Source organism: Paenibacillus sp. 01T442 (genome assembly GCF_056398345.1).
Map to the genome: position 1 here is coordinate 52184 of NZ_JBFTPF010000013.1, position 24959 is coordinate 77142.

Sequence of the window (24959 nt, forward strand, 5' to 3'; positions counted from 1 at the left end):
GTATCAAGGGGGAACTTTATGGCAAAACAGCACCTTTTGGAAGTTAAAGAACTCAGGACTCATTTTTATACGGAAAAAGGACAAGTAACCGCAGTAGACGGGATTACCTTACATGTTGAGGAAGGTGAAATTTTAGGGCTGGTTGGTGAATCCGGATGCGGGAAAAGTGTCACGTCCCAGTCCATTCTACGGTTGTTTGAAGAAAAACAAACGGTTAAATACGAAGGGGAAATCAACTTCAAAGGAAAAAATCTATTGCGGATATCCACCTCGGAGATGCAAAACGTCAGAGGCAACGACATCTCGATGATATTTCAAGATCCATTGAGTTCGCTCAATCCGGTGTTCACGATTGGTTATCAAATTGCTGAATCCATCATGCTTCACCAGAAGGTATCAAAGAAGGAAGCGTACGATAAGGCTGTTGAGATGTTAAGACTGACCGGGATACCGGCACCTGAAAAGAGAGTGAACGAATATCCTCACGAGTTGTCCGGCGGAATGAGGCAACGTGTCATGATCGCGATGGCACTCGCTTGTCAGCCAAAATTATTAATTGCGGACGAACCTACGACTGCATTGGATGTCACCATCCAATCCCAGATCTTGGATTTAATGATGGAGTTAAACAAAAAACTGGATATGGGGATCATTTTAATCACCCATGACTTAGGCGTGGTAGCAGAAATTTGCAGTCGTGTGGCGGTCATGTATCTGGGGCAAATCGTCGAGGAATCGGATGTGAAAAGTCTTTTCGCTCATCCGCTTCATCCGTATACCCAGGGGTTAATGAAGTCAGTTCCACAATTAGATGGCGACCGCTCACAAAAACTGCATGTTATTGAGGGGATGGTGCCATCCTTGTACAACGTTCCTAAGGGATGCCGATTTGCTTCCCGGTGCCCTTATGCAGACGTGCTCTGCAGAGAAGAAATGCCTGAATTAACCCAACATCAAAGCAATCAACAAGTCAGGTGTTGGCATTATTTAAAGATAGCCCAACTGGAGGATCGGTACGATGTTAAAAAAATTGACTGAACAAATCGACCCGATGCTCGAGGTCAAAGGATTAAAAAAATACTTTCCTGTAAAAGGAGCATTGGGTCAGTCTACAGGGGAAGTCAAGGCAGTAAATAACGTATCCTTTCAATTGTATGAAGGGGAAACCTTTGGCTTAGTTGGTGAATCCGGGTGCGGAAAAAGTACCCTAGGACGAACGATATTAAGATTGACGGAGCCCACAACCGGGGAAGTGATCTATCAAAATAAAAATATTTTTCATTTATCTGGCAAGGAACTGCGAAATATCAGGCAAGAGATGCAAATGGTGTTTCAGGATCCCTATTCTTCCTTAAATCCAAGAAAAAGAGTTGGCTCGATCTTAGAAGAACCTTTGACTATCCACCAAATTTGCTTGAGAAAAGAACGAACGGACCGGGTGATGGAGATCCTTCATAAAGTGGGACTTCAGCCCGATCATTATTATCGGTATCCACATGAATTTTCCGGTGGACAAAGACAACGAATAGGTCTGGCAAGAGCACTGGTGGTTAACCCGAAGTTGGTGATCTGCGATGAACCTGTATCTGCTCTTGACGTATCCATTCAGTCGCAAATTATTAATTTATTTCAGCAATTGCAAGACGAATTGAAGCTTACATATCTGTTTGTTGCCCATGACCTAAGCGTTGTACGCCATATTTCAGACCGAATTGGTGTCATGTACTTGGGGCAAATGGTGGAACAAGCACAGACCGACAGTTTATTTTCCTCACCGCTTCATCCGTATACCCAAGCATTGTTATCGGCGGTCCCCATTCCCAATCCAAACGTGAAAAAGGAACGAATTATTCTAAAAGGAGAAATTCCTTCACCGTTAAATCCTCCTTCAGGATGTATTTTTCATACCAGATGTCCGTTTGTACTGGATATCTGTAGGAAGGAAATTCCCTTAGAGAAAGAAACGTCCCGAAATCATTTTGTTTCTTGCCATTTATATTAATATATATGATAGTGGAGAATCGCAGGAAATCCCCGAGGCGTGCGGATGTCAGGCTGTAAATGATTTCAGCTGAAACCGTTCTGTACCGCAGCGGTCAAATATTGGATATGAAGCGATTAACGGCGGAAGCCCATAATAGAGGCACCTTGAGGGGACAGGTTGGTCATCCCCTCGAGTTTAATTGTTCATTTAACCCGTGGATGGAGATTTTACTGATAAAGCCCACCCGTATATATAGCTGTAAGATTATGGGCAATTTGATGGACTGTAAAACCAAACTCATTCTTTACGATTTCCCAAAGATACATCTCGTTGGCAAAAAACCATCCTCTAGCTACAAGATAATTATCTACATCTGTCCGTGCCAGACCGTTTTTTTGAGAGTAAGCTATATCCTGTGCTATTTGCTTAATAAAGCGTTCCCGGATTTCTTTCCATTTCCGGTTAACATCCTCTGATAACCGAATGGCTTCTTCGATTACCTGCATCATGGGCCGTTCCTCATTGGCCATTTCCAGAAACAGACCAGCTTGCTGTTCAATCATTTGATAAGCCTCTTGTTTTGATTCTGGCCTAAAAGGCAGTTCAGCTATCTCATAAAATCGGCCCATCACTTCTTCCATTAGTTGGACCAAAATTTCATCCTTCCCTTTAAAATGTACATAAGCTGTTCCGTATCCTGTATTTGCCTTTTTGATGATTTGGGAAATGGTAGTTTTTTGAAACCCATATTCGATAAATATATCACGGCCAGCAGCCAACAATTTCTCTCTCGTTTGAAGGGAGCGCAGCTTTCTTGTAGTCATATGATCACTTGGCATATCCATTTTTATTTCCTTTCTTTCCTTTAAAAGATCATCCTTTTTATGATTTTATTATTGCATGAGGTGATATAAAAAGCTACAAAACTGATTGTTATTTTTCCAAATCTATCATGCAAACACAAGAAGTCTATTATCTATATWTTAACATTTTTATCAATAAAATACTTACAGGCGTTCCTGTGTCTTCAAACCGCGAAGAGGTATTCTCTTAGCGGTTTTTTTGCGCATTTTTTCAGTGGGAGCTACGAATAAAAATGTATTGACAACAAAAATGGAGTAAACTAAAATAATAGTTAGGTTATGAAAGCGTTTGCATTATATTTTATTGGTTATTTTATGGTTATCTAAAATTTTAGTTAGGGAATTCGTACACTAAGAGCAAGATGCAAACTCAAAGCTAAAGGGAGGTATTCTATTAGAGAAGACGGCACGAAATACCTGTTTATGGAATCTCACCACGAATTCTTAGGAGCATGGCTGTAAAAGGAAGACAAGAGATGGATTTTTCCTAATCATAAGGAGGACAAATAATCATGACTCGTCAAATCAGTAATACAATGCTCAAGTTTTGTGTTGTCATTATTGCATTCCAAGATGTAGCTGCAGGAGTAGCAGGTGCCATAATGGCAGATATTATTAATGCGTTTCCTCAATTCAATCCCACCATAGTGATGTTAGTCGCTACATTTCCAGGTTTTTTGTCCATTTTTACAGCACTCTTTTATGGAAAACTGTGCAAATTCATAAAAAAGAAAACGCTTTTGATGATCGGATTGATCTTATTCATAGCCGGCGGAGTACTTCCTACTTTTATGGACAGTCTCCCGTTAATTATTATGATGAGAGGTATTCTAGGACTTGGAGTCGGCCTAACCTTACCGCTGTCAATGGATCTTGTTATGGACTTCTTCGAAGGAAAAGAAAGAGATTTCTTGATGGGATTAGGAAATGCAACGATTTCATGTATTGGAGCCATATTCTTTCAACTAGTTGGCGGAATCTTGGCGGATGCTTATGGTTGGCACTACGGTTTCCTGACGTACATGTTCCCCATTTGGATACTCATTGTAACAGCCCTTTGGCTGCCTGAACCTGAAAAGAAACAAGTGCCTTCTGCATCAGCTGCTCCGGCTAAACTACCGGCTGTCGTATATTGGATTTGTTTGGCACAAGTCATATTTTCTGCGTTGATTTATGGATATGTGACCAACATATCTGTTGTCATAGAGAACGATCAGTTAGGCAGTGCTACCGAAGCTGGATTGGCAATATCTGTATTTACTTTTGGAACGATGATCTCAGGATTTTTATTTGGAAAAATAAAACGTGCACTCCCAATGTACAACATGCCTGTTGCTATTTTAGTGACAGGAGTAGGAATGTTGATTTGTTACTTAGGTGTAAGCTTGAGCACAATTTTTGTTGGAAGCATTATCGGTGGATTTGGAATGGGGCTAGGTCTCACAGGGGTATTCGCTAAAATATCGGAGACTGCTCCTGCTGGCGCAGTTTCGGCTGGCATGGGGTTAGTCGTTGTCGGTCAAGGATTAGGGGGAATCCTAGGACCTTTTGCTTATCAACTTATACAAAACATATTCAACCAAGAAATCGGCAGGTTTCCATTGGCCATAAGTGCAGTAGGACTTCTTCTGTTGTGTGTAATTTGGGCGCTTATTGTTATGAGAACAAAAAAGGATATTGCGGTTTCAGTAGGACAGTAAGACGCGTTACACGGATCTGAATGGACACCTCTTCTGTTGTGTGTTTTTCAAAAACCCCGATGAAACAGAAGAGGTGTATGTTGGATAAGAGAAGGTTACAGCTAACAATGAGAAGYGAATAAGCTGCAGCATAGGAGGAAGATGAAACAAATGGAAATGTATCTATTCAATAAGAAAATTTCAACAACCCCTGGTGCTGTTGGACTTCTTCGCAAAGCATTAATTGAGAATCTCGGAAACAAGAGAGCGAAAGGCTTTCTTCTTCGCTATGGCTGGAGCTTACGTGTCAGCGATGCGGAAGAGGCTATGAAAATAAGTTCCTCCATAGAATTTCTCATCAAGCAGGCTTCTATTCTCCATTTAAGTACGGGACATTTCAGAGACATTCAATCCGAGCGGTTTATTGAAATGAAAGATCCGAAAAATATTAAATCGCTGAATGGAAGAGGGAAATGGATTGATTCATTTGAAGCCATAGAGCATCTTCAATATCATGGCAAATCCGATTCTCCGGTATGTCATACGTTAACTGGCTACGCGAGCGGTTACATGTCAACCATTTGCAAACAAAATGTAGTTGTCAAAGAAACCAGCTGCATTGGAATGGGTGACAGCGAGTGCCAATTTGAAGTGAAGGTAGAATGGGGAAATATTATTCAAGCTGAGCTGAACGACTATCATGAAATGAATATTATTGAAGAACTTGAGTATACATATGAGCAGTTGCTAGAACAKAGGAATTATATTGAAAAGGTATCGATGTTTCATAAAAAGTTAATTGAAAGTGTTTCAAATGGAAGTAATTTGCAGGATATTGCCGATGCCACATTTGAATTATTGCGAATTCCCGTATCCTTTGAGGACCTAAGTTTTCAGAAAATTGCTTATTCAGGACTAAATAAAGAGGAATATGTCACTTTAAATAAGAACTTGAAAGAAATTTTAATTCAAAAATATAGTCATAATAATCTGTTGCCTTCATTTCATGAAACGACGGAATTACAAACGTCTCGGCATGAACGACTTATTACTCCCATCATTGTACAGAAAAAAATAATCGGATATTGTACATTTCATTATTTGGAAGGTGTTGTGAAAATTGCTGAGAATGATTCCATGTTTATTGAAAGGGTAGCCAGTGCAGCATCTTTGTACCTTTTAAATGAAAAAACCAGTTTTGAAGCACTGGAAAAGATGAAGGGATATTTTTTAGAACAAATTCTAAAAAAGCAATATTCTTCAAAGGAAGAAATTATAAATCGTGGACGTTATATGGGCTTTGATTTTGAATCTCCCTTTTATATTGCAGCTATAGATTATTGTGAAAAGGGGACAGCTCCCCACAATAATGATCACTTTGAGCAAGTTTCAGAGACCATTGTGAAGTATTTGGATATTCAAGGCTATAAAGCACTAATCGGACAGTATGAGAGCCGTATAGTTATGTTCATTCCTTCAACGATCCATTTAGTTCCTAATATGGATCGGATTCTGAAACACATGGAAAATGCGAATCCAAGTTATCGGTATAAAATTGGCATTAGCGATCAATCGAATGCTATCGAAAATGTCATGGAATCTTTGGAAGAGTCTTTTATTTCATTGCGAATGTCGGTTGAGAAGAAAATTATTCATTTTAAAGATTTGGGAATCGTAGGCGTGTTAATTAATTCAAAAAATGTGAGCGGAATTCAAAAAATCGCGAAACAGGAATTAGGGCCTTTATATAAATCAGAGGATGCCAAGATGAATGAATTGATAAAAACATTGTACATATTTTTATCAAATGGCGGGAAACTGCAAAAAACGATGGAGGATCTTTCACTGTCGATGAGTGGTCTCATGTATCGGATTAACAAAATCGAAAAATTACTGAATAAGGAGCTGCGGGATTCATCCCAGAGCTATCAGCTTTTATTGATTTTGGATTCTTTGTTAGCTTTGGGTGAGTTTAAAATATAGCAAAAAACAATAAAAACCATCTGAAATTCACAAGAATTCAGATGGTTTTTTCTCTAGAAAGAGCAAAGTGGATTTTCTAAAATAGAGATAAGAAAGGGCTTTCAAGAGAGGGGCGTTTATCAATGAAGAACCTGAGTCAAGCATTAATAAAAACCAGTAACTTTGAAACGTATGTGAATCGTGCAGGCGAGGGTAATGCAGAAACGATTTTGTTTCTACATGGATCCGGACCAGGGGTTTTCGCTTGGGCCAACTGGCGGTATGCGTTAGATGCTTGCAGCGAAACGTATGACTGTATTGCTCCCGATCTTTTGGGCTTTGGAGAAAGTGGTCACCCAGATATACTCCCCAAAAACAGACAAGGCTGGATGACTCACTGGGTGAATCAATTGATTGAGCTTCTGGATGAGCTGGGTATTCAGAAGGCGCACTTAGTAGGGAACTCGTTAGGCTGCTCAATTGCTCTGGAATTATTATTAGAATATCCCGAACGCTTTGATCGTGTAGTCCTGATGGGTCCTGGCGGGACGCCGAATACAAAGCTAAGTCCGGAGCTAGCTCGCGCAAAGGGATTTTATGAAAATCCATCACCCAAGAAACTGCGGCAAATTATGAGTTGGTTTGTGTATGATGCGGAACTGCTGGCGCCGGAGATCGACATCCTCGCTGAAAAAAGATACGAAACGGCGATGCGACCTGAAATACGTCTTTCCAATGATTCTATTTTCTCGACTGCTGCTGTGCCTGTGCCTGAAACGGCACTTGCTCGAATAAAACAGCCTGTTTTACTCGTACATGGTCGTGATGACAAGGTTTGCTCGGTGGAATCCAGCTATTATTTTCTTTCACATCTACCAAACGCACAAATGCATGTATATGCGAAATGCGGACATTGGACGCAAATCGAGAATCGTGATAGCTTCAATCATTTAATTCAGCTTTTTTTTGCCAGCGAAATATAAAATACGATTCAAGGAGTATAAATAGATGAAATTACCAGAAATAGCAAAATTAGGACACGTTGCACTCGTTACACCTGACCTTGATAAATCACTCTGGTTTTTCCGCGATGTCATCGGTTTGGAAGTAACAGAAGAAAAAAATGGGACGATTTATTTGCGGGCATGGGGAGAGTGGGAGCATCACTCCCTTTCATTAACAGCCGGCGATCGGGGTTACGTTKACCACATCGCTTGGAGAACGAAGCGTCCTGAAGATGTTGAAGGGTTTGCGGAGTTGCTTGAAAAAGCGGGAACAGAAGTCAAGTGGATTGATGCAGGTGTAGAGGCAGGTCAAGGACGTGCGATTCGTTTTAAGCTCCCAAGTCAGCATTCATTTGAAATTTACTACGATATTGAAAAACCAAAAGCAGAAGAAGGCAGACGTTCCGTACTGAAAAACCAAACCTATAAGGCTTGGAGTCGCGGCATATCCCCAAGAAGGTTTGACCATGTCAATATTGCCACCTCGATGGATGTTGGCGATATTATCGATTATTTGGGTCAGCAATTAGGCTTTAAGCTACGTGAATATGTGAAATACGATAGAAAATCGATCGTGGCCGGGTGGATGAGTGTGACGTCTTTAGTACACGATATCGCCGTTATTTCCAGGCCGCAGGCCAAAACACCTAACCAGCTTCACCACATTTCTTATTGGCTGGACAATGCGCAGGATATGCTGCGGGCGGCAGATATTTTGAGCGAAGAAGGCATAAAGTTCGTTGGACCTGGCAAGCACGGCGTATCGCAAGCGATCTATCTATACGTGAAAGACCCAGGCAGCGGATGCAGAGTTGAATTATTCAGTGGATCTTATTTGATTTTTGAACCGGATTGGGAGCCTGTGGAGTGGGCGGAAGAGGATCACGCGATCGGCAACACCTATTGGGGTGAAACTGTGAGCGATAAGGAATTGAATAAATCCACAATCGAAGCTTAAGCAGAGAAGGGGATATTGTGAATGAGATGCGGAAATATGAAACGGATGTAGTTGTCATAGGAGCAGGAAATGCTGCCATGTGTGCCGCTATTTCTGCTAGGGAAAACGGAGCCAATGTCATTGTGCTTGAGAAAGCGCCTGAAGCTGAAAAAGGCGGAAACAGCACATTTACCCATGGATCCATTCGGTTTGTCTATAACGGTGTAGAAGATCTGAAACAAATTATCCCTGATCTTACTCCGGAAGAAATCGAGAATACAGACTTTGGCGAGTATAGTGAGGAAGCCTTTTTTAAGGACATGTGCAATGTCACGGAATATCGGACGGATCCGGAATTAGCTTCGCTTCTGACAAGTCAAAGCTTTGAAACGATGCTTTGGATGAAATCCCATAAGGTAAGGTTTGTGCCTATTTATGGTCGTCAAGCCTTTAAGGTTGACGGGAAATTCAAATTCTGGGGCGGAATGATCGTTGAATCCGTAGGCGGCGGACCGGGTTTAGTGGGGGCGCTGCATGAAGAAGCCTCGCGTTTAGGTGTTCAAGTTTTATTCGATGCGATGGCAACAGAGCTCATTCATGATGATGAGGGTGTACGTGGCGTCATTTTCAAGCATAAAGGGAAAACGACCGAAATTCATGCCAAAGCAGTTATCTTGGCTTCCGGTGGCTTTCATGCAAACGCAGAAATGAGAACACGCTACTTAGGTCCCAAGTGGGACTTGGCCAAAGCAAGAGGGAGCCGATTTAACACGGGAGACGGTATTCAAATGGCTTTAAGGATTGGCGCGATGTCTTACGGAAACTGGTCAGGCGCTCACGCAGTGGGTGGGGATCGCTATGCGCCTGAATATGGCGAAGGCTCCCAGAAGCTCAGCTATCCCTTCGGGATTATGGTCAACGCGGAAGGGAAGCGTTTCGTTGATGAAGGGGCAGATTTCCGTAATTACACGTACGCAAAATATGGCAGGGTGATCCTTGAACAACCAGGACAATTCGCATGGCAAATTTTCGATCGAAAGGTAACGCATTTATTACGTGATGAATATCGCCTTAAGCAGGCTACGAAAGTACAAGCGAATAGCCTTGAGGAATTAGCCAAAAAGCTTGAGGGTGTTGATTCCGCAGCCTTTCTAAACATGGTGAAGGAATACAATGCGGCTATCCGTCAAGACATCCCATTTAATCCCAACATGAAAGACGGCCGTTGTACCGAGGGGCTCAGTGTGGATAAATCAAATTGGGCGAATACGTTGGATGAAGGTCCATTTGAAGCCTATGCAGTCACATGCAGCATTACCTTTACATTCGGCGGCTTGCGAGTTAACGCTAATACGGAAGTTCAAGATGTTTTATCGAAATCCATTCCAGGACTTTATGCAGCGGGTGAAATGGTAGGGGGATTATTCTACTTTAACTATCCAGGTGGTACCGGTTTAATGGCTGGTTCTGTTTTTGGAAAAATAGCAGGTGAAAATGCTGCTAGCTTTATTGCTAGTTCTGGCATGAAATCATTCGAATTATAAAATATCCTACTCAGGGAGAGATGATACTAATGGCTAGAGTTGCAGAGATAGACACGATGCTTGTTGATAAAGCCCGCTCTTTCATTCCAAGATTGCGTGAGCGGGGAGCGGAAACGGATAATATTCGGCGAATACCGGAAGCGACAATCGAAGAGTTAAAGGAAGCAGGTCTATTCAAGATTCTTCGTCCTCACATGTACGGAGGATTTCAAAGCAACATGAGAACCTATACGGATTGTATTGTCGAGATTTCCCAAGGGTGCGGTTCAACGGGGTGGATCGTAGCACTTTGTGCGATTCGAGAGCTTATGGTAGCGGAGTCATTTTCTGAAAAAACCCATCAAGAAATTTTCGGGGAAAACGAAGATGTCGTTTTTGCAGGGGTTTATGAGCCAAGGAAGTGCATCGCCAAACGTGTAGAAGGGGGATACATGATTGAGGAGGGGTTCTGGATGTTTTGCTCGGGCTCTCTTCATGCTAGTTGGGGTTACTTTGGTATGCCTGTTATGGATGAAAAGGGGAAGTTAATCGATCAATGCTTGATGACGGTGCCATTTAATCAGATGGAGATCATGGATGATTGGCATACGATGGGGCTAAGAGGGACAGGGAGCAACAGTGTTAAAATGAATAACGTTTTTATTCCGGATCATCGGGTCGTCTCGTTTTCCCAAGCATTAAATGGAAATTTTGCATCCCAACACCTTCGTGACGTGCCCTTATACAATACGGCGCTTTTCCCTTCTTTAATTCTGTCTTTGGGGTTGCCGGGCTTAGGATTGGTAAAGGCCGCATTGGAATTTTTTCAGGATAAACTGCCAGGCCGAAAAGCTGCTCATATCGGTGTAGAATATGTACGCGATGCGGCTAGTACGCACCTAATGATAGCTGAAGCTTCATTGAAAATTGATTCAGCTTCCATGCACTATTACCGGGTTGCCGATGATCTTGATGATTGGGCGCAGCGTGGAACATACATGGATAAACCTACAAGAGTAAGGGCGTTGGCCGATATCGGATATGCCAATCAGATGTGCAAAGAAGCTCTTGATCTTCTGATGCTTGCCAGCGGATCAGGTTTTGTGTATGAAGGAAACCCTCTTCAACGAATATTCCGTGATTTTTGGACATTGTATTCACACAGATCGCTCTCACCTAACATTACCAAAGAGAATTACGGTCGGGTTCTGAGCGGACTGGAATCTAATGCTCTAAGGTATTAGATACTGCCGAAGCACAAATCTCATACGCGATAGGAGAGTTTACATTGAAACTTGTCACTTATTCCTTGAATAATCAACCTTATCGAATTGGTATTTTGGCAGACGATCAAACCATTGTAGATCCGCAGCAAGCGTATATCGAGAAGTTGAAAGCGCAAGGCCAGTTAAGAGCAGAGGTGATTGCCGGCGCACTGCTTCCGACAGACACTACGGCCTTTCTTGAAGGCGGTGATCTTACGCTTCATGCCGCAAAAGAAGCGCTTCAATATGCTTTAACCGGCAGCGGATCGGCAGCAAAGGTTCGAATGAGCGATATCACGCTTGGAGCGCCGGTACTTCGTCCGAACAAGATCATCTGTGTCGGGTTAAATTATAAGGATCATATCCAAGAAATGAACTTGGGATATCCCGAATTTCCCGTTATTTTCAATAAATTCAGCACGGCAATTGCCGCACCATATGATGAGTTCCCGTTATCCTCCAAGCTGACGCAAAAGCTTGATTACGAAGCGGAGTTTGCCTTCGTTATTGGTAAGAAATGCAAACATATTTCTCAGGCTGATGCGTTGGACTACGTGGCGGGATATACGGTTGTCAATGATATTACAGCGAGAGACTTACAAAATCGGACGATTCAGTGGCTGCAAGGGAAAACACTTGATAAGAGTCTTMCTATAGGTCCTTGTCTAGTGCTGAAGGATGAAATTCCGGACCCGCATGTGTTGAACATTTCTTTATCCGTAAACGGCGAGCTGAGACAAAGATCGAACACGAATCAGCTTGTGTTTAACGTAAACTATCTTGTTGAATTTCTATCGAACATCATGACGCTGGAGCCGGGGGATATCGTCTGCACGGGGACGCCGGGAGGTGTGGGTGATTCCAAAGGTTTGTACCTTAAAGACGGCGATGTCGTAAAGGTTGAAATCAGCGGCATCGGCGCTATCGAGACTCGGATTGTTGAGGCAGACAGAGTATAAGTGCAAACCAAGAATGGATGCAGCCGGAGGGGAAAGCAATGAATATCCTTGTTTTGTTAAAGCAAACCTTTGATACGGAAGAGAAGATCGTGATCCAGAATGGGCAGATCAGTGAGGATGGCGTCAAATTCATTATCAATCCGTATGATGAGTATGCAATTGAAGAAGCTGTGAAATGGAAAGAGGACGTTGGAGGCGAAGTAACTGTCCTGACGTTTGGCCCTGAACGGGTCGAGAGTGCACTGCGCACGGCATTGGCGATGGGAGCGGATCATGCAGTTCTCATCGAGCAAAATGAAAGGGATTGTGATGAAACCAGTGTTGCCAAGTGGTTGGCGGCGGTGATTCGGAATCGAAGCTATGATCTAATTATCGGAGGGAATATGTCCGTCGATGCAGGAGCCGGTCAGGTGGCGCTTCGTGTTGCGGAAGAACTGGGGATAGCTCATGTTTCTACCATTACCCGTTTATCGATCACTGACAAGAAGGCGACCATCGAGCGCGATGTGGAAGGCGATGTGGAAACCGTTGAAGTTTCCTTACCTGTGCTGATAACTGCACAGCAAGGCTTAAATGAACCTCGTTACCCATCCCTGCCKGGAATTATGAAAGCAAAGAAAAAGCCAATAGAGAGAGTGTCGATTGAAGAGCTTGGCGTTTCTGAGGAAGACTCTCACGCGCGAACGAAGGTCACCCAGCAATATTTGCCGCCCAAAAAGCAGGCAGGACGTGTCCTCCAGGGAGAGATCAAGGAGCAAGTTGGCAAATTAGTCCAACTGCTACGTACGGAAGATAAGGTCATATAAGGGGGAGGGAGAAAAAGTGGAAAGAAAAGTTCTCGTGCTAACGGAAGTAAAAGAGGGTAAATTACGCCAGGTTTCCTTGGAGGCTTTAACAGTAGCTCAGCAAATCGCAGGGGGCGGAGAAATTGTCGCTGCCCTTTTTGAGACCGATCCGAATGCCTATATTCCGGAAATTTCTCGCTATGGAGCAGACAAGCTTTATGTCAGTTCAGATGCGAGTTTATCGGTCTATACGACAGATGCTTACATGCAAGCGCTCGTTCAATTAATTGCTGAGGTACAGCCGGATGCAATTCTCATGGGCCATACAGCTATTTGGAAGGATCTGGCTCCGAGATTGGCAGCTAGATTGGGAGAGGGTCTCGTTACGGATTGTACAGGGGTAGAGCTCGTGGATCATCATATCGTGTTTATCCGACCGATTTACTCAGGGAAGGCCTTCCAAAAGAAGATATTTAATGAAGGAATTATTTTTGCTACGCTGCGTTCGAATAACTTCGCAACCAAAGAGTCGCCCAGAACAGTGGATGTGATTTCCTTTCATCCAACCATCACAGATTTACGCACGATCGTCAAAGAAGTCGTAAGGAAAGCTGCCGGGGGAGTCGATTTAAGCGAAGCGAAAGTGATCATCTCCGGCGGGCGCGGAGTAAAAAATGCTGAAGGCTTCAAACCGCTGCAAGAGCTGGCTGAAATTTTGGGAGGAGCAGTAGGGGCATCTCGTGGTGCCTGCGATGCTGACTATTGCGACTATTCCTTGCAGATCGGACAAACTGGAAAAGTGGTAACACCAGACCTCTATTTTGCTTGTGGGATTTCCGGCGCTATTCAACATTTAGCGGGGATGTCCAATTCCAAAGTGATTGTGGCGATAAATAAAGATCCCGAAGCACCTATTTTTCAGGTGGCTGACTACGGAATTGTAGGAGATTTAGCTGATGTTGTCCCCTTACTAACCGATGAATTCAGAAAAATTTTGCAGGGTGCAACGAACTGATTAGCTGATGTAAAGGAGGTAGTGAAGTGTTAGCATTGTTGAATTTTGTAGCCTTCATTGCTGTAACCGGATATGCTGTTTATTTATTTTATCAGCTTGTGTATAGCCGTGTAATGTTCATCAAATTAGGGAAACCGTCCAATTTAAAGCAGGATATGGGCATCCGTATCCAGGAGTTCATGGTCAATGTATTGGGTCAGAGGAAGCTGTTTAAGGATTCCAAAAGCGGTGTGATGCATTTCATTATGTTCTACGGCTTTTTGATTCTGCAATTGGGAGCTATTGAATTAATTCTCAAGGGCTTTTTCAAAGGCTTTGAATTTCCGCTTGGTACGGCACACGCCTATTTCAGCGTAAGTCAGGAAATAACCGTGTTTCTAATTTTGCTAGCGGTGATGTATGCCTTTTATCGCCGCTATGTGGAAAAGCTGCCTCGTTTAAAGAGAGGGTTAAAGTCCGGCCTTGTCATCATTTTCCTTACGACTCTCATGATATCCGTTGTGATGAGTCTTGCATTTGAGCAGCTTTGGCTGGGGAAAGAGGCAAGTACGCATACGCCGTTCTCTTCCGCTATTGCTTCGCTGTTTACAGGAATCAGTCAGGGGTCGGCGGGAACGCTGTTTTATACATTTTGGTGGCTTCATTTGCTGACATTGCTTTCGTTTCTCGTCTATGTCCCGCAGTCCAAGCATGCTCACCTAATGTTTGCGCCTGTGAACGTTATGATGAGGGATACGAAGCCTGTGGGCAAGCTGACTACCATTGATTTTGAGGATGAAACACAGGAAACCTACGGAGCTGGCAAGATTGAAGATTTTAGACAGAATCAACTGGTTGATTTGTTTGCGTGCGTGGAGTGCGGCCGTTGTACGAATATGTGTCCTGCATCCGGCACAGGCAAGACATTGTCTCCGATGGATTTAATCGTCAAAATGCGCGATCACTTGACGAAAAAGGGAGCTGTCGTCACTTCCCGAACACCTTGGATACCGGGCTTCGCGCCTAAGCACATCCATGGGGCAGCTTCTTCAGAGATTGCGGAAATGCCCAATTTAATTGGAGATGTCATTACGGAAGAGGAGCTATGGGCTTGCACGACGTGCCGGAACTGTGAAGACCAGTGTCCAGTTGCCAATGAACATGTCGAGAAAATTGTTGATATGCGCCGGTACCTGGTCTTAACGGAAGGAAGAATGCCGCATGAGGCCACGCGCTACTTCCAAAATATCGAACGTCAAAGCAATCCATGGGGTATCAACCGCAAGGAACGCATCAAATGGCGTGAAGGACGCGAAGATATTGTTGTGCCAACAGTCAATGAAGTGGAAGATTTTGAATACCTCTTCTTTGTTGGTTCCATGGGCTCCTTTGATAATCGGAGTCAAAAAATTGCCCAAGCGTTTGCCAAAATCATGAATGTAGCGGGAGTCAAGTTTGCGATTTTGGGTAATGAGGAGAAAAACTCGGGCGATACGGCTCGCCGTATGGGGAATGAATTTCTATTCCAGCAGCTATGCCGTGAAAATATTGTCAATTTCCAAGCTTATAACGTCAAGAAAATTGTGACAATCTGCGCGCATACCTATAATACCTTTAAACATGAGTATCCTGAATTTGGTTTGGAGGCTGAGGTCTATCACCATACGGAATTCATTCTAAAGCTGATCAAGGATGGCCGCATTCAGCCGATGAAGGAAGTCAACGAAGCGATTGCTTATCATGATTCCTGCTATATCGGCCGTTACAATGACATATACGATATTCCGCGTCAGATCTTACAGTCTATTCCAGGTGTACAGGTATTGGAAATGGAGCGTAATAAACAAGATGCCATGTGCTGCGGAGCGGGTGGCGGCATGATGTGGTTGGAGGAAAGTCAAGGAAAACGGGTTAACATTGAGCGTACAGAACAGGCCTTGCGATTGAATCCGACTACCATTGGAAGCAACTGTCCTTACTGTTTGACCATGATGAACGATGGTATCAAATCCAAGGAAGCCGAAGGGCAAGTGAAAGCATTAGACATTGCTGAGATCGTGGAAATTTCACTTGTGAGCTAAAAAAATTAAGAACGGAGCTCTAAGCCATGAACAAGACAAAAAAATTCAAAGAACTGCTGCGAGAACCAGGTACATTTATTTTGCCTGGGGCGTATGATGCCTTGTCAGCTAGATTAATAGAAGGAATAGGATTTAAGGCCATATACGCCACGGGTGCTGGTATATCCAATGCTCAATTAGGGTGGGCGGATGTTGGACTAACCACTTTAAAGGAAGTAGTAGAAATCGTAACGCGAATGGCCGATGTTACCACAGTTCCTATCGTTGTGGATATAGATACGGGATTCGGAAATGCGATTAATGTGATACGTACAGTGCGAGAGTTTGAAAGAGCCGGAGCGGCTGCCATTCAAATGGAGGACCAGGTTTCACCCAAGAAATGTGGGCATTTCACAGGGAAGCAGGTTATCTCAAAAGAAGAAATGGTTAATAAAATTAGGGCAATCGTAGATACAAGGCAAGACGAAAATTTATCAATCATTGCGCGTACAGATGCATTAGCCGTAAATGGGATCGATGATGCTTTAGAAAGGGCACATGCATATTCCGAGGCTGGTGCTGATATTATTTTTGTTGAAGCTCCTACCACGATTGAACAATTGAAACAAATCACAAGCTCTTTGAAAGGAATACCTCAGGTTATCAATCTTGTGGAGGGTGGAAAAACCCCGCTTATTTCTTTAAATGAAGCAGAGGAAATTGGTTTTAAAATCATGCTTTGCGCGAATACGGTTCTTCGTTCTGCCATTAAAGGAATCAATGAATCTCTGAAAATACTACATAAAGAGGGCTCACACAAGAATGTATTGGAATTGATTTGTACGTGGGAAGAGAGACAATCTCTATTTCAACTCAATCAGATCAATGAATGGGAAAACAAGTATTTGCGTGAGCTACCGTAAATAGGGAATTACATCAAGGAGGATAGGAACATGGAGACAGAATTGGACTATGACATTGTTGTAGTAGGCTGTGGTGTAGCGGGGACAGCAGCGGCTTTATCGGCTGCGGAGAATGCTAAGAAATTGGGACGCAATATTCGCATCGCCATCCTGGAACGCACTGATTTTGACCACAGGGGCGGAAACTCGCGATGGACGGCTTCGTACATGCGGATGAAAAACCTCGATGAAGTTGCGGATAACTTTGTAGAGGACATGATCGCTTTCTCCGACAATTATTCGGATCGGAAGTACATCGAGACGCTCGCGGAGAACGCTGGGGATACACTTCGGTGGGTACAGGAGAAAGGCGTTGATTTCGACTCCTTGCCGACGATGTTTTTAACGTCATCCAAGCCGCGTCTGCTGCCCGTAGGTGGTGGTCGCGCCATCCTGGATACGTTATCCCACCGGGCGAATGCACTTGGCGTCGAGATTATTTATGAGGCGACAGCCTGGAATTTACTGCTTTACGATGTGGGGGCGATTCTTGGACTCTCCGTAAGGGTAAAGGGAGGATCTTCGGTTCAACTGAAAGTCGGTGCTGTTGTGCTTGCATCGGGAGGTTTCCAGGGGAATCAGGAGATGATGGCGCAATATATTGGCAGAGATGCGCATAAAATTTCAACTGTTGCTGAGGGCGGGCGATACAACAAAGGAGAAGGCATTCGAATGGCTATGGCGATCGGAGCCAAAACAGCCGGCCAATTTGATTCCTTCCATGCTGAACCCGTCGACCCGCGAAGCAAGCGGGAAGAGGCTACAGTCATGACATACCCTTACGCCATTCTCGTCGATAAATATGGCAAGCGTTTTGTCGATGAAGGAAAAACCACGGTAGACGAGCAATATGAAGAGGTTGCCCGGACGATTTTCCACGATCTTCCTGGCCACATCGCCTATGTGATCAGCGATCAAAGGATGTATGATATCCCGAATTACGAACGAGCCTTGGAAACGGATAAACCACCGATTGTGGCAGATTCGCTTGAGGAGCTGGCCGCAAAGATTGGGGTGCCTGCTGACCAGTTAATGGCAACCGTCGAATCTTTTAATGCCGCAGTCCAGCCGGGGGAATTTCATTCGGATAAGAAAGACGGGAAACAGGCAATCGGGATTACTCCGCCGAAGTCGAATTGGGCGATTCCAATTGATAAAGCTCCGTTTATCGCGTATCCAATGGTTTGTGCGAATGTGTTTACCAATGGGGGACTAGCTACCGATACGAATGGCCGAGTTCTATCGCAAGATGATGAGGCGATTCCGGGTTTATATGCGATCGGTGAAACAGCCGGTCTCTATTATGGGAAATATCCAGGAGGAACATCTGTTCTGCGTGGTTTTGTATTTGGTCGCCGAGCGGGTGAAGATGCCGTGTCTTATCTAAGTCGGAAAGGGTGATATGCTTGGATTTAATCGAAAAGATAGCTTTAGTAACCGGGGGCGGCAGAGGGATCGGCAGAGAGACCTGTATTCTTTTGGCGAAACAAGGAGCTAAAGTAGCTGTATTTTCCGACAATCTACTGGAAAGTCAGGATACGGCCAACTATATTACACAAGAAATGGGCAGAGAAGCGATTTCTTTGGTTGGCGATGTTCGCTCAGAAGAAGATGTAGAAAGAGCTGTCATGGAAACACAACAAAGGTGGGGTTCCATTGATATTTTAGTTAATAATGCAGGCGTGATGAGTATAAAGCCATTCCATAAAATGGAAATTGAAGAATGGGACTATGTCCAGGATGTCAACATTCGCGGGGTATTTCTATTTGCACGAGCCGTAGTGCCGCAAATGATAGAGAAAAGAAACGGAGTAATCATTAATCTTTCATCCATTTGGGGAACAAAAGGCGGACCTGACCGAAGCGCCTATATTACTTCGAAACATGCTGTAATGGGTTTCACTAAAGCATTAGGTGAAGAACTGAAGCCATACAAAATCAGAGTGAACGCGGTATGTCCAGGTCCTGTTGACACACAGATGATGAAGGAAATTGCCCCAGATGTAAATAAAGAAAATTGGTTGCATCCCAGAGACATCGCCCATGTCATCGCCGAATTATGTTTACCGGAAATGGCAGCCGTCACTGGAACTGCAATTGAAGCGTTCGGCAGCGGACGCCCCGTAAGTTTATAAAATATAGATTGAGAGGGGAAATGAAATAAATGGAAAACTTAAAAACAACGGTTGAATCAAGGAACATTACGCTAGCATTGGCTAATAAAATGCTGGAAGCAGCTATGGAGAAAGCAAAGGAACTGGCAATTCCTTTTAGCATTTCGATTGTCGATAGTTCCGGTTATTCAAAAGCGCTTGCCGTCATGGACGGAGCTCCGGTCCTAAGTATAGATATCGCTCAGAATAAAGCCTTTTCTGCGGCTACTTATCGGAGAGCTACTCATGAGTGGTATGACAGAATTAAGGATGATCCGCCGTTGTTGCATGGCATTGTTCATACACCCAGATTAATTATTTTCGGCGGCGGTTATCCAATCAAAATAGACGGTCAAGTTGTTGGCGGCATTGGCGTTAGCGGAGGACATTATTCACATGATATGCAGATCTGTGAAGCAGCCTTAGCATTGTTAAACACCATTGAGCCAAAGGATGTGTAATCCGATGGAACGCTATGATTTGATCATTTTGGGTGGAGGACTAGCGGGTATGTGCGCGGCAGTCAAGGCAGCCGAGCAGGGCGCCAGCATCCTGCTGCTTGAGAAGCAGGATGCACTGGGCGGCAGTACAGTTCTTAGCTCAGGGTATATGGCCTTCGCCGAGACAGATATGCAGGAGAAGGCCGGCATCGTCGACTCCATTGCATCCCTTATGAATGACATGATCGAGGTTGGCGGCGGCGTAAACGATCTGGAGCTCGTGGCCGCCTATGGCCGGCATCAATTAGAGACATATGCGTGGTTAGTCGAACATGGCGTCGAATTCCGCTCGTTGGAAGCAGTGAGCGGCCACAGTGTACCCCGCGGACACATGATCGATCCGCACCAAGCGATTCAGTCGTTTTACCAAAGAGTGAAAGAACATCCCAACGTGACCATTCGTTTCAATGCTCCGGCTCGTCGTCTGCTGAAAAACGCCGAAGGTCGGATTGATCGTGTCGTATATGGGGTAGAAGAGCAAAACGCTCTGGCTTCCAAAGGTGTGATCCTGGCTACGGGCGGATTCGCCAAAAGCGAGGAGCTGCTCGGGCAGTTTGCCCCTCATCTCAAGGGAGCGCTCCGGCTCGGCGGCGCCGGGACTCAAGGAGACGGCTTACAGATGGCATGGGAGCACGGGGCATGGGTTCGGGACCTGCCTTACCTGAACGGTACCTTCGGATTCCATCCAACAGCAAATGGGGCGGTTAAGTCCCAGGGACTGGCCTTTTACAAGGGTGGAATTATCGTCAATCAATTAGGGAAAAGATTTGTCAATGAGTCCATTTCCTATAAGCTGTTAGGGAACGCGGCGTTTCGTCAGCCTGACCGCATAACTTATCAAGTATGGGATCAAACCGTTATGGACAAGCGTGTGGCCGATGATCCGCTGTATGACCTGGAATTGCTTCAGCGACGTCGACTCCTGTACCAAGCTGACACGCTGGAAGAGCTGGCTGACTGCATTGACGTGCCTGCCGATGTGTTGGCGGAGACAATTTCTACCTATAATCAAAGGATTCAAGAAGGGGCTGGGGATGATTTCGGCCGGAAGACGTTAACGCACCGCTATGGGACACCAACGCCGATTGTAAAGGCGCCTTTCTACGCATTCGAGACGACTGTTGCTATGCTGGCAACCTACGCAGGTGTGGCAGTGGATCCATCAACGCGCGTGTTGAATCCTTATGGAGAGCCTATTCAGGGATTGTATGCGATCGGAGAGGTAGTCGGGGGATTTCATGGAGCAGGGTACATGACCGGAAGTTCGCTTGGGAAGGCAGCGGTGTTTGGACGATTAGCTGCAGTTGCAGCATTAGCGGAGTGACGTAACATAACAGAACTATTTACAATCAACAATGCAACGAGGAGGTACTTTAAATGAAAATCTGGCATCAAAGCCTAACTACTATTGACAGGGTTCCTCAATATCGAGATGCCATAGTGAACCACCTCCGTCGGGTCGCCCGGCCAGACGCGGAGGTCGTGTTACATGGTGTGTCGACAGAGACTTATCCCACTCATTATCCTGGGCATTATATCACCCATGCTTACTTGCAAAACCTTCACCGAGAACAGTTTGTTCGGGCTGCTCTAATGGCTGAAAAGGCAGGGTACGATGCGATGTTCATTGCGACCATTCCAGATGTAGGTCTTTTGGAGGCTCGTACGCTGGTGGATATCCCTGTCGTAGGTTATGGTCAAGCTTCTTTCCATATGGCCTCGATGTTGGGGGATTGTATTGGTGTAGTCAATTTCTTGACACCACTCGCGGATGAACTCCGGCAAAATGCTGCCCGGTATGGTCTTGGCGGCAAGTTGGGACCCATCGTACCGCTTGCGGTCGGCTTTGACGCCGTGCTGGCAGGATTCAAAGACCCTGAGCCAGTGATCGAAGCTTTTCGAAAGGCGGCAGAGGATGCCATTTCTCAAGGTGCTGATGTGATTATACCTGGAGAAGGACCGATGAACATCTTCCTGGCAACACATGGGATTTCGAGGATTGGCGATGTGCCAGTGATCGATTCCTTTGCTGCCGGGATCAAGATGTGTGAATCGTTAGCTGACCTACGCCGGGAATCCGGCGTTTATATGACCCGCCGAGGGTACTTTAACGCAAAACCGCCGGCCGAAGCCGTAGAGAGACTCCGGGAGCTGTATGGACTTGAGCCAGCACCGGACCCTCGAAACGATCAGGGACTGGCTGTTAGAGGCGGAGAAGCATAAAGTAAAACGAATACATTCCGAGAGGTGAACAAAGAATGCATATCGTCGTGTGCCTGAAGCAGGTTTTGGACCCGGAGATCACGTCGCAATTTTTTCAGATCGATCCTCATACTAACCGTCCGGTGAAAGAAAGCAGCGACATGGTGCTGGATTCCTTCGCGGAAAACGCGCTAGAGCTGGCTATTCAGCTTCGGGATAAGACACCCGGAGCCACGGTGACCGCGCTCTGTTTGGGTGATGACTCCTCAGAGGATATCCTTCGACGGGCGTTGTCCTTCACAGCCAATAACGCTGTGCGGGTCTGGGATTCCGCATGGACAGATCTCGATGGTCAGGTCGTTGGACATATTCTTGCGCAAACGATCAGAGCCTTGGGGGGCGCTCAGCTAATTCTGACAGGATACCAAGCCAGTGATATTGAAGAGGGTTTGGTAGGACCTGTTATTGCTGAAGAGCTTGCTATTCCGTGTGTGACGCTTGCCTCTAATTTGGAGGTGGATTCCAGCAGTGTAAAGGGTACCTGTGAGGCAGAGGGTGGTCATGCCATTATAAGCGTTCCTTTTCCTGCTGTGTTCACAATCATTAGCTCCGAGACCAATGTCCCCCGGTTACCCAAAGTTAAGGATATTAGATTGTCCAAGAGCCAGCCGATTAAACTGTTGGAGGCGGCGGAGATTAATTTGGATACAGCGAAGTGTCAACCCGGCGTCAAGTTGGAACGGGCCTACGTCGTGAACAGGGATATCGCCTGCGAGGTGTTGCCTGGCAAAGATGGATCTCAGCTTGCTAGTGAGTTGGCTGACAAGCTATTGGCGCTCAAGATTATTTAGCTTACGCTTACGATGCCAGCTTTTCCATACGGAAAAGCATTTAGGAGGTAACCATGTCCGAAATTCTTATATATGCACATCTGGAGGGAGCAAGCCTAAGCTCGGGTGCTCGGGAAGCACTGGCGTTTGGTCGCCGTCTGGCTAGCTCGACCGGCGGGAAAGTGGGAGCTGTCCTGCTAGGACCGGCGGCCCCAGCTGCCGCTGGGGAAACTATCGCCTGCGGGGCCAGCAAAGCTTACACCGTTTCCAGCCCTTCACTAGCCGAGTACCATGTTGAACTGTACGTGGATGCCCTTTGCGCCGTTTTGCAAAAGTCTGATGCAGACGTGCTTATCCTCTCCTTTGATAGGGTGGGCAAGGATCTTGTAGGTCGAGTGGCCACGCGTCTTGGCGCTTCTGCCATTACAGAGGTAGCTGATTTCAATACGGATGGCAGCAAGCTGACATGGATTCGCCCGATTTACGGTGACAAGGCATACGGGGAGTATACAACCAGCCGGTCTAAAGTTGTTGTTGGCATGCGCCAAAGGAGCCAGGATCCGTCTATTCCCGATACGACTCGCACGGGCGAAATCATTCCGGTCGACTACATTGTATCGGAAGCGAAAGCAGTAACGAAGCTGGTCGAGAAGATCCAAGCGACGTTGTCTGGCATCCGGCTTGAGGATGCTCGTATTATCGTCTCCGGCGGGCGCGGCCTTGGCGGACCTGATGGTTTTAAGGAGCTGCAGGCACTTGCGGACGTGTTGGGCGGAACGGTAGGTGCCTCGCGTGCAGCCTGTGACGCCGGGTGGGTACCATCTAGCCTACAGGTAGGACAGACTGGAGCCGTCGTCGCTCCAGACCTTTATATAGCCGTTGGAATTTCTGGTGCCAGTCAACACTTGGCCGGTATGACAAGTGCGAAGACCGTTGTCGCAATTAACTTGGATCCAGATGCCCCTATTTTCAAACGTGCCAATATGGGTATCATTGCCGACTACAGGACTGTGATTCCCGCTCTTACTGAAAAGCTGAAAAGTTTATCTAGTTGATAAGACTGCGTTTCCGATATCAGTTATCTTGGTATAAAAGGAAAGAAGGCTGCCTCGAGCATAGGCTTAAGTCAGCCTTTTTAGCGTTATAGAGTGAATAAATGCTGCAGTAAATAATTCAAAATAAGTATTTGGCTTTAATATATTGACAGCTAATAAATTAGGCATTAAAATTACAGTTAGATGTTGAAAGCGCTTAAAAATCAATTAATTATGGAAAAATCGCAATTTATTAAATAACTAAAATTATAGTGATATAATTTCAGAAGCGAGGTTGCAATTTATGGCGACGGTATCAACCAGGAAGATTCAGACAGGAAATTATCAAACATTTCTTAATGAAGGTGGGGATAAATCTTCGGAAACGATCATTTTCCTTCACGGAAGCGGTCCGGGGGTTAGCGCACAGACCAATTGGAGGGATATACTGCCTCACTTTGAAGACAAATATCATGTGATTGCTCCTGATATCTTCGGTTTTGGAAATACCGAGCATCCCGAAGATCTACCGAAAAATGGCATAGAGTGGATGAACGAGCGAGTTAGTCAAATTATTGCGCTGATGGATGCCATGGAGATTAAAAAAGCACATTTAGTAGGTAATTCCCTTGGGGGAGTTATTTCGTTACATCTGGTCATGCACGCTCCCGACCGATTTGACCGGATTGTATTGATGGGGGCCGGCGGCGGCAAATATGAGTTCACACCTGAGCTTTATCGATTATCAACGTTTCATAAGGCTCCCGATCCAGTTGCATTTGAAAACTTATTGAGATGGTTTGTGTACGACGAAAGCATTTTGGAAGATAAGTTAAAGGAAATTGTGAAGGAACGGTTGGAAATGTTTAATAAGCCTGACGTCCGCAGATCCTATGAATCAACGTTTGCGCATGCGAATCCGCTTGATTTGCTCATCMCTCCATCAGCCCTTAAACGGATGAAGCATCCATTTCTGCTCATACACGGGTATGAGGATCGCTTTGTACCTTTTGAAAGCAGTCTTTCCATGATGCAATATTTGCCGAATGCTCAGCTTTATGGCTTAAAGCGTTGCGGTCATTGGGCACAGGTTGAGCAGAAAGATAAATTTGTGAAGCTAACGTCAATTTTTTTTGACGGTGAAATTTAATAGTGAGCTGCTGGATTCTCTTTTTTGATAGATTGATCTATTGGGTGCATGTTCAGTGAGCTTTACTAGAATTTCACAAGAAACTACCCTAATATAGAGATATCAAATTTAAT

General features: G+C 45.0%; 22 protein-coding genes. 21 read left to right on the top strand and 1 reads right to left on the bottom strand.

The window, feature by feature from the left end:
- The first annotated feature begins 18 nt into the window (after positions 1-18).
- Positions 19-1038, top strand: a complete 1020-nt coding sequence (locus AC1DLM_RS13250) for an ABC transporter ATP-binding protein (protein ID WP_441990652.1) — start codon at positions 19-21, stop codon at positions 1036-1038.
- Entirely contained in the window at positions 1019-2002 is a 984-nt protein-coding gene (locus AC1DLM_RS13255; RefSeq protein ID WP_477570211.1) for an ABC transporter ATP-binding protein, read from the top strand. The genes AC1DLM_RS13250 and AC1DLM_RS13255 overlap by 20 nt, the downstream gene beginning before the upstream one ends.
- Before the next feature lie 209 nt (positions 2003-2211).
- Here the strand turns inward: AC1DLM_RS13255 and AC1DLM_RS13260 are convergent, their stop codons facing one another.
- A complete protein-coding gene (locus AC1DLM_RS13260) occupies positions 2212-2823 on the bottom strand; it encodes a TetR/AcrR family transcriptional regulator (RefSeq protein ID WP_441990733.1) in 612 nt (203 codons plus the stop codon).
- A gap of 536 nt (positions 2824-3359) precedes the next feature.
- Here AC1DLM_RS13260 and AC1DLM_RS13265 point away from each other — a divergent pair.
- The 19 genes from AC1DLM_RS13265 (at position 3360) to AC1DLM_RS13355 (ending at position 24846) form a co-directional block, all read left to right on the top strand.
- Positions 3360-4547 carry an MFS transporter gene (locus tag AC1DLM_RS13265; protein ID WP_441990654.1) on the top strand — a complete coding sequence of 396 codons (1188 nt, stop codon included), beginning with the start codon at positions 3360-3362 and terminating at the stop codon, positions 4545-4547.
- Between the two features lie 141 nt (positions 4548-4688).
- Positions 4689-6509, top strand: coding sequence for a V4R domain-containing protein (locus tag AC1DLM_RS13270; protein ID WP_477570212.1), 1821 nt, complete (start codon positions 4689-4691; stop codon positions 6507-6509).
- A 122-nt stretch (positions 6510-6631) separates the two neighbouring features.
- Positions 6632-7471: an alpha/beta fold hydrolase gene (locus AC1DLM_RS13275; protein WP_477570213.1), complete on the top strand. Its 840-nt coding sequence runs from the start codon at positions 6632-6634 to the stop codon at positions 7469-7471.
- Between the two features lie 25 nt (positions 7472-7496).
- On the top strand, positions 7497-8450 hold the full coding sequence (locus tag AC1DLM_RS13280) for a VOC family protein (protein ID WP_477570214.1): 954 nt from the start codon (positions 7497-7499) through the stop codon (positions 8448-8450).
- Between the two features lie 26 nt (positions 8451-8476).
- Positions 8477-9973: an FAD-dependent tricarballylate dehydrogenase TcuA gene (gene tcuA / locus AC1DLM_RS13285; RefSeq protein ID WP_477570267.1), complete on the top strand. Its 1497-nt coding sequence runs from the start codon at positions 8477-8479 to the stop codon at positions 9971-9973.
- A gap of 29 nt (positions 9974-10002) precedes the next feature.
- The gene (locus AC1DLM_RS13290) at positions 10003-11196 is read left to right on the top strand and encodes an acyl-CoA dehydrogenase family protein (protein WP_441990657.1); all 1194 of its coding nucleotides are present in this window, start codon (positions 10003-10005) and stop codon (positions 11194-11196) included.
- A gap of 44 nt (positions 11197-11240) precedes the next feature.
- A complete protein-coding gene (locus tag AC1DLM_RS13295) occupies positions 11241-12176 on the top strand; it encodes a fumarylacetoacetate hydrolase family protein (protein WP_477570215.1) in 936 nt (311 codons plus the stop codon).
- Positions 12177-12214: 38 nt separating this feature from the next.
- The gene (locus AC1DLM_RS13300; RefSeq protein ID WP_441990659.1) at positions 12215-12982 is read left to right on the top strand and encodes an electron transfer flavoprotein subunit beta/FixA family protein; all 768 of its coding nucleotides are present in this window, start codon (positions 12215-12217) and stop codon (positions 12980-12982) included.
- Positions 12983-12998: 16 nt separating this feature from the next.
- The gene (locus AC1DLM_RS13305) at positions 12999-13976 is read left to right on the top strand and encodes an electron transfer flavoprotein subunit alpha/FixB family protein (RefSeq protein ID WP_477570216.1); all 978 of its coding nucleotides are present in this window, start codon (positions 12999-13001) and stop codon (positions 13974-13976) included.
- 26 nt (positions 13977-14002) lie between these two features.
- A complete protein-coding gene (locus tag AC1DLM_RS13310; RefSeq protein WP_477570217.1) occupies positions 14003-16036 on the top strand; it encodes a (Fe-S)-binding protein in 2034 nt (677 codons plus the stop codon).
- A gap of 26 nt (positions 16037-16062) precedes the next feature.
- Positions 16063-16938, top strand: coding sequence for an isocitrate lyase/PEP mutase family protein (locus AC1DLM_RS13315; RefSeq protein WP_441990662.1), 876 nt, complete (start codon positions 16063-16065; stop codon positions 16936-16938).
- A gap of 30 nt (positions 16939-16968) precedes the next feature.
- Positions 16969-18378 carry an FAD-binding protein gene (locus AC1DLM_RS13320; RefSeq protein ID WP_477570218.1) on the top strand — a complete coding sequence of 470 codons (1410 nt, stop codon included), beginning with the start codon at positions 16969-16971 and terminating at the stop codon, positions 18376-18378.
- A 5-nt stretch (positions 18379-18383) separates the two neighbouring features.
- Positions 18384-19112, top strand: a complete 729-nt coding sequence (locus tag AC1DLM_RS13325; RefSeq protein ID WP_441990664.1) for an SDR family NAD(P)-dependent oxidoreductase — start codon at positions 18384-18386, stop codon at positions 19110-19112.
- Between the two features lie 29 nt (positions 19113-19141).
- Entirely contained in the window at positions 19142-19591 is a 450-nt protein-coding gene (locus AC1DLM_RS13330) for a GlcG/HbpS family heme-binding protein (protein ID WP_441990665.1), read from the top strand.
- A 4-nt stretch (positions 19592-19595) separates the two neighbouring features.
- Positions 19596-20954, top strand: coding sequence for an FAD-dependent oxidoreductase (locus tag AC1DLM_RS13335; protein ID WP_441990666.1), 1359 nt, complete (start codon positions 19596-19598; stop codon positions 20952-20954).
- Between the two features lie 53 nt (positions 20955-21007).
- The gene (locus AC1DLM_RS13340; protein WP_441990667.1) at positions 21008-21853 is read left to right on the top strand and encodes an aspartate/glutamate racemase family protein; all 846 of its coding nucleotides are present in this window, start codon (positions 21008-21010) and stop codon (positions 21851-21853) included.
- A 35-nt stretch (positions 21854-21888) separates the two neighbouring features.
- Positions 21889-22683, top strand: coding sequence for an electron transfer flavoprotein subunit beta/FixA family protein (locus AC1DLM_RS13345; RefSeq protein ID WP_441990668.1), 795 nt, complete (start codon positions 21889-21891; stop codon positions 22681-22683).
- A 53-nt stretch (positions 22684-22736) separates the two neighbouring features.
- Positions 22737-23717, top strand: coding sequence for an electron transfer flavoprotein subunit alpha/FixB family protein (locus tag AC1DLM_RS13350; protein WP_441990669.1), 981 nt, complete (start codon positions 22737-22739; stop codon positions 23715-23717).
- A gap of 283 nt (positions 23718-24000) precedes the next feature.
- A complete protein-coding gene (locus AC1DLM_RS13355) occupies positions 24001-24846 on the top strand; it encodes an alpha/beta fold hydrolase (protein WP_477570219.1) in 846 nt (281 codons plus the stop codon).
- The last annotated feature ends 113 nt before the right edge of the window (positions 24847-24959 follow it).